General features: G+C 72.0%; 12 protein-coding genes. 3 read left to right on the top strand and 9 right to left on the bottom strand.

Annotated elements, in window-relative coordinates:
- Positions 1–139 precede the first annotated feature (139 nt).
- The 3 genes from NMN56_RS21405 to NMN56_RS21395 all read right to left on the bottom strand — a co-directional run bounded on the left by NMN56_RS21405 (position 140) and on the right by NMN56_RS21395 (position 3,150).
- Positions 140–1,618: an endonuclease/exonuclease/phosphatase family protein gene (locus tag NMN56_RS21405; protein WP_274042000.1), complete on the bottom strand. Its 1,479-nt coding sequence runs from the start codon at positions 1,616–1,618 to the stop codon at positions 140–142.
- Positions 1,619–1,726: 108 nt separating this feature from the next.
- Entirely contained in the window at positions 1,727–2,635 is a 909-nt protein-coding gene (locus NMN56_RS21400) for an NAD-dependent epimerase/dehydratase family protein (RefSeq protein WP_274041999.1), read from the bottom strand.
- Positions 2,632–3,150: a class I SAM-dependent methyltransferase gene (locus tag NMN56_RS21395; protein ID WP_274041998.1), complete on the bottom strand. Its 519-nt coding sequence runs from the start codon at positions 3,148–3,150 to the stop codon at positions 2,632–2,634. The genes NMN56_RS21400 and NMN56_RS21395 overlap by 4 nt, the downstream gene beginning before the upstream one ends.
- A gap of 207 nt (positions 3,151–3,357) precedes the next feature.
- Between NMN56_RS21395 and NMN56_RS21390 the strand changes: the two genes are divergently transcribed.
- Positions 3,358–4,119 carry a class I SAM-dependent methyltransferase gene (locus NMN56_RS21390; RefSeq protein ID WP_274041997.1) on the top strand — a complete coding sequence of 254 codons (762 nt, stop codon included), beginning with the start codon at positions 3,358–3,360 and terminating at the stop codon, positions 4,117–4,119.
- A 104-nt stretch (positions 4,120–4,223) separates the two neighbouring features.
- On the opposite strand, the gene NMN56_RS21385 is transcribed toward NMN56_RS21390, so the two are convergent.
- Together NMN56_RS21385 and NMN56_RS21380 are read right to left on the bottom strand one after the other, a co-directional pair.
- Positions 4,224–6,071, bottom strand: coding sequence for an ABC transporter ATP-binding protein (locus NMN56_RS21385; protein ID WP_274041996.1), 1,848 nt, complete (start codon positions 6,069–6,071; stop codon positions 4,224–4,226).
- Positions 6,068–7,834: an ABC transporter ATP-binding protein gene (locus tag NMN56_RS21380; protein ID WP_274041995.1), complete on the bottom strand. Its 1,767-nt coding sequence runs from the start codon at positions 7,832–7,834 to the stop codon at positions 6,068–6,070. The genes NMN56_RS21385 and NMN56_RS21380 overlap by 4 nt, the downstream gene beginning before the upstream one ends.
- A 265-nt stretch (positions 7,835–8,099) precedes the next feature.
- Between NMN56_RS21380 and NMN56_RS21375 the strand changes: the two genes are divergently transcribed.
- The gene (locus tag NMN56_RS21375; protein ID WP_274041994.1) at positions 8,100–8,846 is read left to right on the top strand and encodes a glycosyltransferase family 25 protein; all 747 of its coding nucleotides are present in this window, start codon (positions 8,100–8,102) and stop codon (positions 8,844–8,846) included.
- 95 nt (positions 8,847–8,941) lie between these two features.
- Here NMN56_RS21375 and NMN56_RS21370 read toward each other — a convergent pair whose 3' ends face one another.
- Positions 8,942–9,703, bottom strand: coding sequence for a class I SAM-dependent methyltransferase (locus NMN56_RS21370; RefSeq protein WP_274041993.1), 762 nt, complete (start codon positions 9,701–9,703; stop codon positions 8,942–8,944).
- A gap of 285 nt (positions 9,704–9,988) precedes the next feature.
- Here NMN56_RS21370 and NMN56_RS21365 point away from each other — a divergent pair, with 285 nt between their 5' ends.
- The gene (locus NMN56_RS21365) at positions 9,989–11,134 is read left to right on the top strand and encodes a cytochrome P450 (RefSeq protein WP_274041992.1); all 1,146 of its coding nucleotides are present in this window, start codon (positions 9,989–9,991) and stop codon (positions 11,132–11,134) included.
- Between the two features lie 37 nt (positions 11,135–11,171).
- Here the strand turns inward: NMN56_RS21365 and NMN56_RS21360 are convergent, their stop codons facing one another.
- Genes NMN56_RS21360 through NMN56_RS21350 form a run of 3 tightly spaced genes read right to left on the bottom strand, consistent with a single transcriptional unit; the run spans position 11,172 to position 14,235 of the window.
- Complete coding sequence (locus tag NMN56_RS21360) at positions 11,172–11,756, bottom strand: 2'-5' RNA ligase family protein (RefSeq protein WP_274041991.1); 585 nt, start codon at positions 11,754–11,756, stop codon at positions 11,172–11,174.
- The gene (locus NMN56_RS21355) at positions 11,753–12,940 is read right to left on the bottom strand and encodes a glycosyltransferase (protein WP_274041990.1); all 1,188 of its coding nucleotides are present in this window, start codon (positions 12,938–12,940) and stop codon (positions 11,753–11,755) included. The genes NMN56_RS21360 and NMN56_RS21355 overlap by 4 nt, the downstream gene beginning before the upstream one ends.
- On the bottom strand, positions 12,937–14,235 hold the full coding sequence (locus NMN56_RS21350; protein ID WP_274041989.1) for a protoporphyrinogen/coproporphyrinogen oxidase: 1,299 nt from the start codon (positions 14,233–14,235) through the stop codon (positions 12,937–12,939). The genes NMN56_RS21355 and NMN56_RS21350 overlap by 4 nt, the downstream gene beginning before the upstream one ends.
- Positions 14,236–14,242: the final 7 nt, after the last annotated feature.

Genomic DNA, 14,242 nt, shown 5'->3' with positions numbered 1-14,242 from the left:
CCTCCCATGCTTCGTTCAGCTGTTCTCGCCCCCACAACCTAGGAGCGTTGCCCGCCTCGCGCGACGCCCTCGCCCACGCGCCCTGCCCGGTGGCGGATCAGACCGGTGGCGGATCAGGCCGCGCCCGGGAGCGGGTCGATCAGGTCGCGGGGAGCGACAGGGTGCCGTACAGCGTCCAGTGGTCCGAGAGGCCGGAGGTGGCGGATACGGAACAGCGGCTGAAAGAGGCCGAGTTCGGGCCGAAGAGGTAGTCCAGCTTCCTGGTGGGCACCCCACCGCTGCCGTTCGCGGTCGGGGCACCCGTACGCGGCGCGTCCGGGCTCTTCTGGTCGCATTCCAGGTAGCGGTCGTACACGGGGTTCAGCGCATCGCTGGGCCCGCCCTTGTCCACGTCGGCCTCCGGGTAGGGCGGGACGAGGTTCATGTCGCCGCCGAAGACCGGGCGGTAGCCGCGCGCTGCCCAGCCGTCGGCCAGCTTGCGCAGTTCAACGGCCTGCGTGCGGCGTACGCTCCCGTCCTCGTCGTCGTACCCCTTGCCGGCGCTGAGGTGCCCGGTGCACGCCATCACGGCGCGCGAAGGCAGCGCGGCGCACAGTGCGGTGCGCTGTTCCTTGTCCGAGGGAGAGGTGAAGTCGAAGCGCTGGTACCACACGTTGTCATCGGGAACGGCGAGGGCGACGCCGTAAGCACCGCGGTCGAGCTTGCCGCCCTCGGGCCCCGCCATCTTGCACTGCGTCTGGATGAGCGGACCGCCCTCGCGGCGGTGGATCGGCGCGAACCTGACGTTCCAGCCGCGGCCGGTCGACTCCTCCAGCATCTCCTCGACGCGCTTGGCGTGCTTCTCGCAGAACTCCTGGAAGAGGACGACATCGGGCAGCCCGCCGCCCTGCGGGTCCTTGAGCCGCCCCTTGATCTGGGAGTTCAGCTCCTTGTACCCGGCCAGTCGGTTCGTCCAGTGGCAGTTCGTGTTGTTGGCGCACACGTTCCACGTCATCACGTTGAGCGCGCCTGCCGGGGCCGAACGGGGCGCGGGCGGGCTGTCGTTGGCCGTCCCCCGCACCGGCACCAGCGCGAACTGGGCCCGCTGTCCCGGCGCGGAAGACCTGGCGGCGAGGGTTCCGTCGTCGCCGACATCGACGTACTCGCGCTCATGGCCGGTGGCCACCGACTTGAACGTCACCTGATAGGCGCCGTCCGACAGCTTCGTGAAGTCCGGCTGGAACTGCTGCCAGCTGCCGAGCGTGCCGCCGCGTGCCCTGAGCATCCCCTTGCGGTCGTCCGCGTCGGAGAACTCCGCCGTGGCGAAGAAGCCGGTGGAGGCGGAGCGCAGGCCCATGGTCCTCGCGGCGTGATTGGTGTGCAGCGTGAACCGCTCCCCCGCACCGGCGCTGTCCGCGCGGGCGCGCAGCCGCCATTCGTACTTGCCGCTGTCCTCCATCTCGACGGAGACGTACTTGCCGTTGGACAGCGACTTGAGAGCCCACTTCTGCCCCGCCGACTTGGCCACGGCCTCCGCGTCCGCCGAGACCTCCGTGGCCTTGCCCGCCGCCGCAGAAGGCACCGACAGGACAGCCATCAACCCGCAGAACGCCAGGAACAGACACAGAATGCGCCGCATGATCCCCCTTTTTCACACAAGCTCACCATGAGCGGACATCATACGGAGCACCACCACCCGCGCCTCTCCCCCGCAGGTCACCGGCCACTCGCCACCGGCCGTCCCCGGTCAGGGGGTTGTGCGGGTGCCGGGGGTGGGGACGTCGGCGGCTATGCGGCGGATGACGGAGGGGAGGTCGAGCTGGGGGCGTACGCCGGTGTGGTGGACGAGGCGGGTGATGTCGGCCCGGGTGTGGGGGACCTCGTCGGTGCGGGCCTCCACCACCTCGACCTCGGGCCGTGTGCCGGTCACTTCGGCGATGGCGGCGACGGCCTCGCTCAGCCGGCGCGGGCTGCCGGTGCCCACGTTCACCACGTCGTCGACCCCGCGTTCGGCGAGGGCCATCAGCGCGCGGGCGACCTCCCGTACGTCGGTGAAGTCGCGGGTCCTGTGGAGCGAGCCGAAGACCGTGAGGGGGCGGTCGGCCACGGCCGCGTGAATCCAGCGGCGCAGGGCCATGTCGTCCCGCTGGCCCTCGCCGACGACGGTGAAGGGCCGTACGACGGTGGTCCGGCCGCAGACGGCCGACCGCTGGCGGCACAGCCGTTCGGCCGCGACCTTGCTGCGCGCGTAGCTGCCGCGCGGCAGCAGCGGGTCGCCCTCCGCGCTGGCACGCGCGCCCCTGCAGCCGCCGTAGACGCTCGACGAGGACGTGAAGACCACGTGTGTCCTGTGCCGCACCCGGGAGAGCAGCCGCTCGGTGGCGAGGACGTTGTCGCGGTGCTGGAGGCGGGCGCTATCCGGGTGCGGATCCCGTACGCCCGCACGTGCCGCCAGGTGGAAGACGGTGGTCGCTTCCGCCAGCGCGTCGTCGATCCGGCCGTCGTCGGCGAGCAGGTCGACCGTCAACTCGGCGACCCCTCCGAGCGGTTCGGGGGGTACGCGGTCGAGGGCCACCACCTCGTGCCCGGCGCCGACGAGTTCGCGGCACAGGACGCGGCCGATGAAGCCGGAGGCACCCGTCACGACCGTGGTCATGAGGTGGCGCAGACGTAGACCCGGTTCGGCCGCCTGGCCTCGGGAACGTCGATCACCTCGACCGACGTGGCCAGTGACCGCAGCAGGTGGTCGAGCGGGCCGGGCGCGTACTGGTTGAGCCACACATAGCCCGAGCCGTCGAGGGCCGGGCGCCGGCTCAGCCGCTCCGGCTCGCTCGGCACGATGAAGAAGCAGAGCACCACATAACGGCGTGCCACACGGAACAGCTCCCGTACGGCCGTCTCGTAGTACGGGAGGTGCTCCAGCACATGCCGGCAGTGGGCCACGTCGAACGAGGCGTCGGGAAAGGCCAGATCCATGACGTTCATCCGGCGCCAGGTCGCCTCGGGCCGCCGCTCGCGGCAGTCGGCGAGCACGCTGTCGCTCATGTCGACGCCCGTGTAGTCGACGGCGAGCCCGGCCCGCCGGAGGTCGTCGTACGTGACGCCCGACATGACGCCGCAATCGAGCAGGCTGAACGACCCGTCGAACAACTCACCCAGTCTCTGTGTCACGACCTGACGTGACGGGTGGTCACCCCGGCCGTCGCTCCGCATGAAGTCCAGATCAGTGGTCCGTGACCACACCGGCCCCGTCAGTTCGACCACGCGTTCCCCCAACTAACGTGCCTCAAGCGCCAGTTGACCCGTCCAGTACACCAGAGAGTGTCCCGGCGGAACAATTGTTGTGTCGCGATCGCGCCAGTGATAGTCATGGCTGCCATGTCTGCTCAAGCGACCGCACCCTTCGACAAGATCGCTGACCGTTACGACAGGAGCAGAGGCGGCGAGGAGCGAGGAGAGCAGTTCGCCGGCGTCATGGACGAACTGCTCGGCGACGGTCCGCTCCTGGAACTCGGCGTGGGCACGGCGCTGGTGGGCGGCGCGCTGGCGCGGCGCGGCCGTGACGTCTGCGGCGTCGATGTGTCGGCGGGCATGCTCGGTTACGCGCGCGACCGGCTGCCAGGCCGGATCGCCCTCGCCGACGTCTGCCGTCTCCCGTTCAAGGACGCCTCGTTCGCGGGCTGTTACGCGGTCTGGATGCTGCACCTGGCCTCCGACGTGCCGACGGCGCTGGCCGCGGTCCGGCGCGTGCTGCGGCCGGGTGGACGGCTGGTGGTCGTCCCCGCGAACAACCGGCCCCGCGAGGACGCGATCGGGCAACTGGTGTACGCCATGCAGGTGCGGCTGCTGGGCGAACGCTCGGACAAGGGCGGCGCCGGAGAACTGCTCAGGCTGGCCGAGAAGTGCGGCTTCACGCAGACGGACAGGCGGGACCTGCCGCAGACCTACCAGCACGCCCCCGCCGCCATGGCGCGCGAGATCGAGCGGCGCAACTTCTCCAGCCTCCAGGACGTGGGCGAGACCGAGTGGCGGGAGATCGTCCAGCCGACGATCGACGCGCTGCGCGCGCTGCCCGAAGCGGAGGTGCCTCGCGACCGCACCACCGTGCACGAGGCGATCGTCCTCGAACCCGCACCGTGAGCCGGGCCTGAGCCGGTCCTCCGCGAGTCCCGGGGCCGATTGCCCGCGGTTGCTGTGAGCCGATGTCCTGCGGGTCCTTCGCCCTTCGGGCGGCGGCTCCCGCGTCACGTCCGTACCGAACGCGCGGTGCCGTCGGGGCCTGAGCCGGGCCACCGGCCGGGCTCCGCCGCCGGCCGGTGCGCGAACTGGGCCGCGTACAGCCGTGCGTAGGGGCCCTTGGTGGCCAGCAGCTCGTGGTGCGTGCCGCGTTCGGCGATCCGGCCAGCTTCCATGACCAGGATGGTGTCGGCGCTGCGCACGGTGGACAGCCGGTGCGCGATCACAAAGCTGGTGCGGCCCCGCCGCAGCGAGGCCATGGCGTCCTGCACCAGCATCTCGGTACGGGTGTCGACGGAGCTGGTGGCCTCGTCCAGCACCAGGATGGCCGGCCGGAGCAGGAAGGCGCGGGCGATGGTGATCAACTGCCGTTCCCCGGCGCTCAGCCCGCTCTCGCCGTCGACGACGGTGTCGTATCCGCCCGGGAGCGTACGGATCAGACGGTCGGCGTGCACCGCGGTGGCCGCGGCGACGACGTCCTCGCGGGAGGCGTCCGGGCGGCCGTAGGCGATGTTCTCGGCGACGGTGCCGCCGAACAGCCAGGTGTCCTGGAGCACCATGCCGATGGTGCGCCGCAGCTCGGCGCGGGGCAGCGTGGTGATGTCGGTGCCGTCCACGCTGATCCGTCCCGCTTCCGCTTCGTAGAACCGCAGGAGCAGGTTGACCAGCGTGGTCTTGCCGGCGCCCGTGTGCCCGACGATCGCGACCGTACGGCCTGGCTCCACCGTCAACGACAGGTCCTCGATCAGCGGTTCGTCCGGCTCGTAGCGGAAGGAGACGGCGTCGAAGACCACCCGGCCGGTGACCGGTGCGGGCAGCGCGGCGGCGGTCACGGGGTCGGGGGGTTCCTCCTCGGCGTCCAGCAGTTCGAAGACGCGCTCGGCCGAGGCAACGGCTGACTGCATCTGTCCCGCGAGGGAAGCGAGCATCGTCACCGGCTGGTTGAACTGCATCACGTACTGGATGAACGCCTGGATGCCGCCGATGGTCAGCGCGCCCGCGGCCACCCGGAGACCGCCGACGACGGCCACCAGCACATAGGTGAGATTGCCGAGGAACGTCGTGGCCGGTGCGATGAGGCCGGAGACGAACTGTGCCCTGACGCTCGCCGCGCGCAGTTCGTCGTTGTGGTCGGCGAGCGTGCGTGCCGTCTCCTCCTGCCGGCCGAAGGCGGTGACCACCTCGTGCCCCGTGTACATCTCTTCGACGTGCCCGCTGAGCGCTCCCGTGGCCGCCCACTGCCGGGCGAACTGCGGCTGGGCCCTGCGGCCGATCGCGCGGGCCGCGAGCACGGTCACCGGGGTGGCGGCCAGTACGAGGGCGGCGAGCAGCGGCGAGATCCGGAACATCATCACGAGCGTGCCGGCGATCAGCAGGAGCGAGCCGAGTACGCGGGCGAAGACGCGCTGGAGGGTCTGGCCGACGTTGTCGATGTCGTTGGTGACGCGTGAGAGCACGTCACCGCGCGAGCGGGTGTCGAAGTGGCGCAGCGGCAGCCGGGAGAGCTTGGCTTCGGTCCGCTCGCGCAGCCGGTAGGCCATGCGCTGCACCACGTCCGCGATCAGCCGTCCCTGTGCCACCTGGAACAGCCAGGCGCAGACGGTGAGTCCGGCCGCGAGCAGCAGGGTGGCGCGCACCGGGGCGAAGTCGATGCCGTCGCCGCGCATCCCGTCGACGACCGTGTCGGTCGCCTCGCCGAGGAGTGCGGGAACGAGGACGGTCATGCCGACGCCTGTCACCGCGAGTGCGGCGATGCCGCCGAGGCGGGTGCTGTCCACGCGCAGGGTCGCGAGGAGGCGCAGCGCGGTGGCGCGGAACGCGACGGCGCCGCGTGCCGGGCGCCCTCGGGTGCTCATACGGCCTCCGGGGAGGTCAGTTGCGAGGTGACGATCTCGGCGTAGACGGGGCTCGCCGCGAGCAGTTCGGCGTGGGTGCCTGTGGCCTCGATCCGGCCCGAGTCGAGGACGGCGATGCGGTCGGCGTCCTGGACCGCTGCCACCCGCTGGGAGACCACGAGCCGGGTGGTGTGGCCGATCTCCTCGTCCAGCGCCGCACGCAGCGCCGCCTCGGTCGCGGTGTCGAGGGCGGAGAAGGAGTCGTCGAAGAGGTAGCAGCGCGGCTTGGCCACCAGGGCGCGGGCGAGGGCCAGCCGCTGCCGCTGCCCTCCGGAGACGGTGCCGCCGCCCTGTCCCACGGCGGTGTCGAGCCCGTCGGGCAGCGCGGCGACGAAGTCACGCGCCTGGGCGACGCCGAGCGCGTGCCACAGCTCGTCGTCGTCGGCCTCTGGGTCGCCGTAGCGCAGGTTGGAGGCGATCGTGCCGGAGAACAGGTACGCGCGCTGCGGCACCAGGCCGACGGCAGCCGCGAGGTCGGAGCGCCGCATGGCCCGTACGTCGGTGCCGTCGAGCGTCACCGTGCCGGAGTCGGCGTCCAGCAGCCGCGCCATGAGGTGGACGAGCGTGGTCTTGCCGCTGCCGGTGGAGCCGACGACGGCGGTGACCTGTCCTGGGCGCGCGATCAGGTCGACGCCGTGCAGCACGGGTTCCTCGGCGCCCGGGTAGCGGAACGTGACGCCGCCCGCGTCGAGTTGGCCCGGTCCGGTCGGCGCGGGTGCCGGGTCGGCGGGTTCCGCGACGGCGGGCTCGGTGCCCAGGACCTCGCCGATCCTGGCGGCGCTGACCTTGGCGCCCGGCGCCATCATGAAGACGGTCATCGCGACCATCACCGAGGCGAGGACCAGCGCCAGGTAGTTCAGGAAGGCGATCAGGGAGCCGAGTTCGAGGTTCCCTTCCGCGATACGGGGCCCGGCGAAGGCGACGACCACGACGGAGGCCAGGGTGGAGATCAGCGTGGCGGTGGCGCCGAAGAACACCTGGAGCCGCCCGGCGCGTACGGCCGCCGCCGCGAGCCCCGTGTTGGCCTCGGCGAACCTGCGCCGCTCGTGGGCTTCCCGTACGAACGCCCTGACGACCCTGGCGCCGGTGATCTGCTCGCGCAGCACCCGGTTCACCGAATCGAGGCGCTGCCGCATCGCCCTGGTGTGCGGCACCATCCGGCTGATCACGAAGCCGATGACGGCCACCAGCAGCGGGATGTCCACGATCAGGACGAGGGAGAGCGGTACGTCCTGCGCGAGCGCGAGCACGATGCCGCCGAGCCCCGTCAAAGGCGCGGCCAGCGACAGCGTCAGCGCGGTGAAGACGAGCATCTGCACCTGCTGGACGTCGTTGGTCGTACGGGTCAGCAGGGAGGCGGGCCCGAACCTGGCCATCTCGCGGCCCGAGAAGCGCTGTACGCGGGCGAAGACCTGGGCGCGCAGCCCGTGCCCGACGCTCATGGCGATCCGCGCCCCGAGGTGGACGGCTGCGGCGGCGGAGCCGATCTGCACCAGGGTCACGGCCAGCATCAGGCCGCCCTGGCGCAGCACGCGGCCGGTGTCGCGGGTGAGGACGCCGTGGTCGATGACGTCGGCGTAGAGCGTCGGCAGCAGCAGCAACGCGAGCGACTGCGCGGCCTGCACGGCGACGAGCGCGGCGAGGCCGGCGCGGTGTGCGCCGAGCGGGCCGCGCAGCAGAGGGACCAGCGCGGGTGGCCGCGCGTTCCGTGTCCCGGTCGGCATGTCCGGTCCGTCCCCTCGTCCGGTGGTGTCGTCCTGTTCGCCCTCGGCGGGGCCGCTCGGCTCCGCCTCTCAGAATGTAGGGGTCACGCGGCGCGTGGGGCGGGAGTTCGCGCGCTGCCGGCCGGGAGCGCCCGTATACGTGCGGGGCCCGCGCCTCTCCGTATACGGGGCCGCATACGGGGCCGCGCCTCTTGACAGCCGATTTCCGCCGCCCCAACCATGAATGCGCCGACGGGACCGACCGAGAGCACCCGAAAGGGACTCCATGCACGTCGATGCGGGGCAACTGCGAACCTACGTGGTCAATCTGCCGCGGCGCCGGGACAGACGTACGCACATGGAAAGCGAGGTGCCCGCCGCGCTGCGTCCCCTCTACACCTCCGACATGGACCGGAATTTCGACGGGCGTGAGTTGAACGCGGCGGCGCTGCGGCAGGACGGATACGGCTTCTTCGACTGGCATCTGACCTCGCCCGAGGTGACCAACGCGTTCTGGAAGAGGCCCATGAAGTACGGCGAGGTGGGCTGCGTGCTCGCCCATCTGGCCTGCTGGCAGGACGCCGTGGCCTCGGACGCGTCGTTCTTCCTGGTCCTGGAGGACGATGTGTGCCTCCCTCCGCTTTTCGTCGACCGCCTTCTCGCGGGTATCGGCACCCTTCTCGAACGGCACCCGAAGGCCGGCCTTCTCTATTTGCTGCGGTTCCCGGAGGAACCGGAGCGCGAAAGGGAAGCGGGCCCGGGTTTCGTCACCGCCGGCTTCAGCTATTGGACGTGTGGCTATGTTCTGAGCAGGGAGGCGGCGGAGAAGTTCCTGGGGGCCGGACTTCCGCAGGCGCTCATACCCGTGGACGAGTTCCTGCCCGCGATGTACATGGACCATCCCCGCGAGGACGTACGCAGGTGCTTCCCGCGCCGGATCTCCGCCTTCGCCTTTTCCCCGCCCCTGTTGGCACGCCTTTCGCGCCGTGTGGTGGGCAGCGACACCCGCGAGTCCGAGGTCATGGAGAGCTGACGGCAAACGGGAGCCGACGGCGCGTGGCGAGCCGGCGGCACGACGGGCACGCGGGGTCCGGGGAGACCGTGGCAACTCACCGTGGCAGCTCCGGGTCACGGGGAGCCGGTGGGGAGGGGCGCGAAGAGCCTCGTTCTTCCGTGTGGCTTCACGAGCAGCAGCCCGCGCCCGTCGAGGTCTTCCTCGAACACCTCCGCGAATCTCCACCCGCGGGCCGCTTCCGCCAGCGCGGCCCGCGTGGGCGCCGCTTCCCCCCAGGTGCCGTAGAGCTTGGCGCGGGAGCAGCATACGGGGTTGAGCCCTCTGTTCAGCACCGCCTCCCACACCGCGAGCGCGACGCCCGGGGTGTGCGGGGACCGGTAGTCGTCGAAGGCGGCGATGCCCGGGCCCCCGGTGAGCACGTCCTCGGCGAGGCCGATGTCGGCCCGCACCTTGCCGTACTGGTGCGAGGCGTCGACGTGTACGAAGCGGCATGCCCCCGAGAGGCCACGGGTGTGTACGAGCGAGGTGTCGCCCTTGATGACCGTCGGCGGGGTCGCGTGGAACCTCCGGTAGTTGGCGAGGAAGGCGTCTTCGGTGACGCCCGTGTAGAAGCGCTCGTTCTCCCGCTGATTCGCACGCGTCGAGGCGTCGTCCCCGAACAGGTCGCAGACGAACAGCCGCTCACCCTCGCGCAGGTGACCGCCGAGGAGGATCGCGCTCTTGCCCATGTAGGCGCCCAGTTCCAGCAGATGGCCGCGTACGCCGCTCTTGCGCTGATGCTCAAGGAACCACGCGAACAGGACCTGGTCCAGGGGGTCGAACCAGCCCTCGACGGTGTCCAGGGAAGCGGCGGAGGGATCGGCGTGCTCGTTCACGGGATGTCGGCCTCCTCGGCAGGGCGCCCACCCGGCTTCGCGTCGGCGCCCACCCGGCGCCTACCGGCTCCTTCCATGCGAGCACGCGGCGCTTGGGCCCCTCAAGACACGGACCGCCACGGCCTGAGCCCGGGGTACGGGGTACGAGCACGGGGCACGCGGGCGCCCGGCCGGGGTCACGGCGGCGGATCAAGAGATGCCGCCTTCCGACTACCGCGGCAGGGCGGCGGCTGAGACCATGACCGCCGCGCCAGGTACTGCTGCCTCCACGAGAGCGGTCGCTCCATGGACATCTTCGCCGATCACAGCTCCGCCGACGCCACTCCCCTGCTCGCACGCACCGTGGCCGAGCGCCCGCTGCTCAGATCGCGCAGCGGCCTCTACGTCTATTCCGCCGCACACGCCGACAGCGTGCTGACGGGCCCCTCTCTCCTGAGCACGAGGAAGGCACGCGCGCTGGACTCGGCCGGTCCGTACGAGCGGCATCTGTACCGCAGCACGCGGGAGTTCTTCGCCAAGTGGCCCGTGTTCTCGGACGGTGACCACCACGACCGTGTACGGCAGGCCGTCGTACGGGGCCTCGGGCAGCTCAGGACGGCCCGTCTGCGTGCCACGTGGGAAGCGTCGGCCACGCGGCGGCTCGCCTCGCTGCGGGGCACGTCGTTCGACTGGATGGAGGGTGTCGCGCGCCCGCTGGCGCGGGAGGCCGTTGCGGCCGTTGTCGGCGACAGCGCTGACGAACTCATCCAGCTGGGCTCCCTGTTGATTCACGACCTGGCGACACCCGCATTGGACCGGGACCGGGCCGAGAGCGCGCTGGCCGCTGTCGCCGGGCTCCGGGACTGGCTGGATGACGGGATACGCAGGGGCCACGCGGCCGGCTCGCCCTTCCTCGGAGAGCTGGCAGCGCTGTGGCACACGGAGGGCTACGGCCCCGACGCGGCAACCGCTGCCCTGGCGCAGGTCGTCACCGGCGCCTACGACCCCGTGGTGTCGACCCTGGGCACGGTCGGTGAGTACCTGGACGCGGCGTCCCTGCGCGCCCTCCCCCTGGCGGCGCTCCGCGAGGAAGTGCTGCGCTGTGCCACACCGTTCCGCTTCACGAGCCGCTACCCGGAACGGGCGGTCACCATCGGCCCGCACCGGCTGGAGGCGGGCGAGCGGGTGGTGGTCGGGCTGGCCACGGCGAACCTCGATCCGCACCTCTTCCCGCAGCCGCTGCGCTGGCGCGAGCGGGGCGGGCCCGGCCGCTCCTACACGTTCGGCGCAGGCCGCCACTACTGCCCGGGCGCCGGGCTCGCGCGGCAGCTCACCGAGAGCCTGCTGGCGGGTATGGCGGCGCAGGGTGCCGTCTTCCGCCCCGACTCCGTCCAGCGCGCCCCGGAACTCCCGATCCGCCGCTATGTGGCGATGCACGGCCACCTGGCGTGATCCCCGCTCCCCCGGTGCGGGTGGGGACACCGCGCGCCTACGCGCGCTCCGCGCACCCGGCGCCGTCCTCGCCGTCCTCTCCGTCCTCGCGAGGCTCGGAGCGGGGCTCGGACCAGCCCGTGCGGCCCGCGAACAGGCCCGGGGGCGACATCGGGAGGACCAGGCGGTCGATGCTCCACGCCGTGTCGGCGGGCAGCGGTCCCGGGGCGATCCTGGCGACGGTCAGGTGCGGCCAGTAGGGTGCCCCGGCGTCGCCGCGGTCCGGTCGCGCGTGCACGGCACCGGCCAACTCGCTTTGGTAGCGCATGAGTTGGGGTGCGGGCTCGACAACGGCGACGAGACTGCGTGTCTCCTCCCCGCCGACCACGCGCATCTCCCCCGTCAGCGAGACCTCGCCGGGCGGCGGCGGGCCCACCGCAGCGACGGCCTCGCGTACGGCCGCGCACTCCCGCGCGGACAGCCACCCGAGGAAGCACAGCGTGACGTGGAGCGCCGGGGGCCGGAGCCAGTCGACGCCGGCGGACGCGTCCCCCGAGAGCCGGCAGTGCCGCGCGGCGGACAGCCGTTCCCTCGGAGCGACGGCGACGAAGCACCGCGGGTACGCCGCGTACAGGGTGCTCATCCGCGCACCGCCCGCGCGATCCTGTCCCGCAACTCGGCGCGGTAGGTGGCGCTCTGTGCGGTGAGTTCGGCCGCGAGGTGTGCTGCCCGGCCCCTGACGTCCGGTTCGCGCAGCCAGGTGACGGACTCCGCCACGGCCTCGCCCGAGCAGTCCCCGGCCGCGAGGAGGCGGCCGACACCCAGGTCACGCAGCACCTGCCCGTGGGTGCGCTGCTGTGTGCGCGGGTTGTCCGGCACCACGAGCTGCGGCACACCCGCCAGCAGCGCCGAGAGCGTGGTGCCGTAGCCGCCGTGGTGGATCACCACGTCCGCGCGGGCCAGCGCGGCGCCGTTCGGCACATAGGGTGCGGCGACGACACTGCGCGGCAGCGCACCCGTGAGGTCGCCGCCGGGGTCGGCGACGAGCCAGGTGCCCGGGACCAGGCGTGCCGCGTCGGTCAGCGCGGTGAAGCGGCTCCGGTCGCGCAGGACGGTGCCGAACGTCGCGTAGTGCACCGGGCCTTCGAGCCCGGACAGGCGCGCGGTCCACCGGTCGAGTTCGTCCGGGGAGGCGTCGTAGGTGAGCGCGCCGGCGAACGCGACCGTTGGCTCGTACGCCTGCCAGGCGCCGGGTGACACGGCGGCCGTGCGGGGAAATCCGCGGACGATGTTGAGCACCGGGGAGCGCAACGTCTCGGGTACGGGCGCCAGTTCGACGTCGATCGACTCCTCGGCCGCGACGGCGCGCAGCTGCCGGGTGAGCGCCACCGGGTCGGAGACCGTCTGCCGCGACGTGGCGTTGAGCACCGACTCGATCCCGTCGGTGTAGTAGGACGCGTACGGGATCCCGCGGGCCGCGGCGGCGAGCACGGCGGCGAAGTAGTCCTTGCCGATGACCAGCGCGGCGCCGTACCTGTCGGCGAGTTCGCGTTCGTCGCGCAGCGCGGGGCGTACGAGGGCGGGGTCGCACAGCTGCTCAAGGTGCGGCCTGCGGCGCGGGTCCGACCGGTCGAGCCGCTCCAGGTCGTGACTGGGCAGGCAGTGCCAGGGGTGGCCGGGGCGGAGCCGTTCGAGGTGGGAGGCGGCGGCTGTACCGGTGACCAGTACCGGTTCGCACCCGGCCGCGCCGACGACTCCGGCCAGCGCGATGCCGTGGTTGACGTGCCCGGCGGTGGGCGGCACGACCACCAGCACGCCTGGGGTCACCGGGCGAGTTCCTTGCCGATGTCCAGGCCGCGCTGGAGCGCGCTGTCGGAGTTGATGTACGCCCACTCCCCGAACCGTCCGGCGAGCAGCACACCGTGCCGTCCGTAGAACTCCCTGAGCGCCGTCACCACGCGTGCCGTGTCGGCGGTGGCGACGGGGTAGGCGTACGGGATCTCGCGTACGTCCGCGGCCCGCACGTCCCCGGGTGTCCGCAGCAGCCCCATCGCGACCAGCGCGCCCACGACGCGGTCGACGAGCCCCTCGCGGGCGACGGGCTTGTACGGGGAGAAGGACACCTCGGCCTGGATGCCGAAGGCGGGAGCGGCGGAGAGCGCGGGCGAGGAGTTGTTGTTGAGCACCAGCTTGTGGAACGGGATCTCCGGATCGGCCGCGTAGACGCGGTGCTTGTCCGTCGCGTTGGCCGGGTCGACCGCGAGGCTCACCAGGTGGAGGGAGTTGTAGCGCAGCAGCCCGACCAGGTCGCGGATCTCGTCGGACGCGTCGGCGGTACGGGCCACCAGGTCGGGCAGCGGCAGGGTCGCGACCAGGGTGTCGAACTCCAGCGTGGCGCCTGAGCGGGTGTGCGCCGTGCGCCGGGCCAGGTCCAGCCGGTCCAGCTCGTCGTGCCGGATGCGGTCACCGAGCGCTTCGCCCAACGGCCGGTACAGCTCGCTGAAACCGCCCCGCGCCGGGTAACGCACCTGTGCGTTCGGGTACTTGCGGTACTCGCGCCGGGAGAGCGCTCCGCGCACGATGTCGTCGAGGTCGGGCTGGACGATGCGCTCACCGGTCCAGTGCGGCGTCACCATGTCGAGAGGGTGCGCCCACAGTTTGCTGTTGTAGGGCGTGAGGAAGTGCCGCGCGATGCCCTCGCCGAACGACGCGGTGACCCACTCCGCCAGATGGGCCGGCGGGGCGCCCGCGGGCACGGCGGCCTGCCGTGTCGCACCGAGCAGACAGTCGGCGACCACGTCGACGGGCAGCCCGAACAGGTTCGACTGGAAGGGGTAGGGCACGTAGGTGCCGTGCGAGTGGACCCAGGCGTTGCGGGGCTGGCGGTACAGGCCGTGCGGGGCGAGCCGGCCGAGGAGTTCGTCGACTTCGGGGTGCTTGGTGAAGAAGGCATGTCCCCCGTAGTCGAAGGTCGCGCCTCCCACCGTGAACGACCTGCACAGCCCTGCGGGTTCGGCCTCGCGTTCCAGCAGCACACAGTCCCGCGCCGGGGTACGGGCTGCGCCGAGCGCGTGGGCGACACCGAGTCCGGCGGGCCCCGCACCGACGATCACGGTCCGCATGGCGGGC

It is taken from the genome of Streptomyces iconiensis, from assembly GCF_028657195.3.
In the GTDB taxonomy this organism is placed as follows: Bacteria; Actinomycetota; Actinomycetes; order Streptomycetales; family Streptomycetaceae; genus Streptomyces; species Streptomyces iconiensis.
Note: the sequence above shows the minus strand (reverse complement) of the source record. Positions and strands in the feature narration are given on the sequence as shown.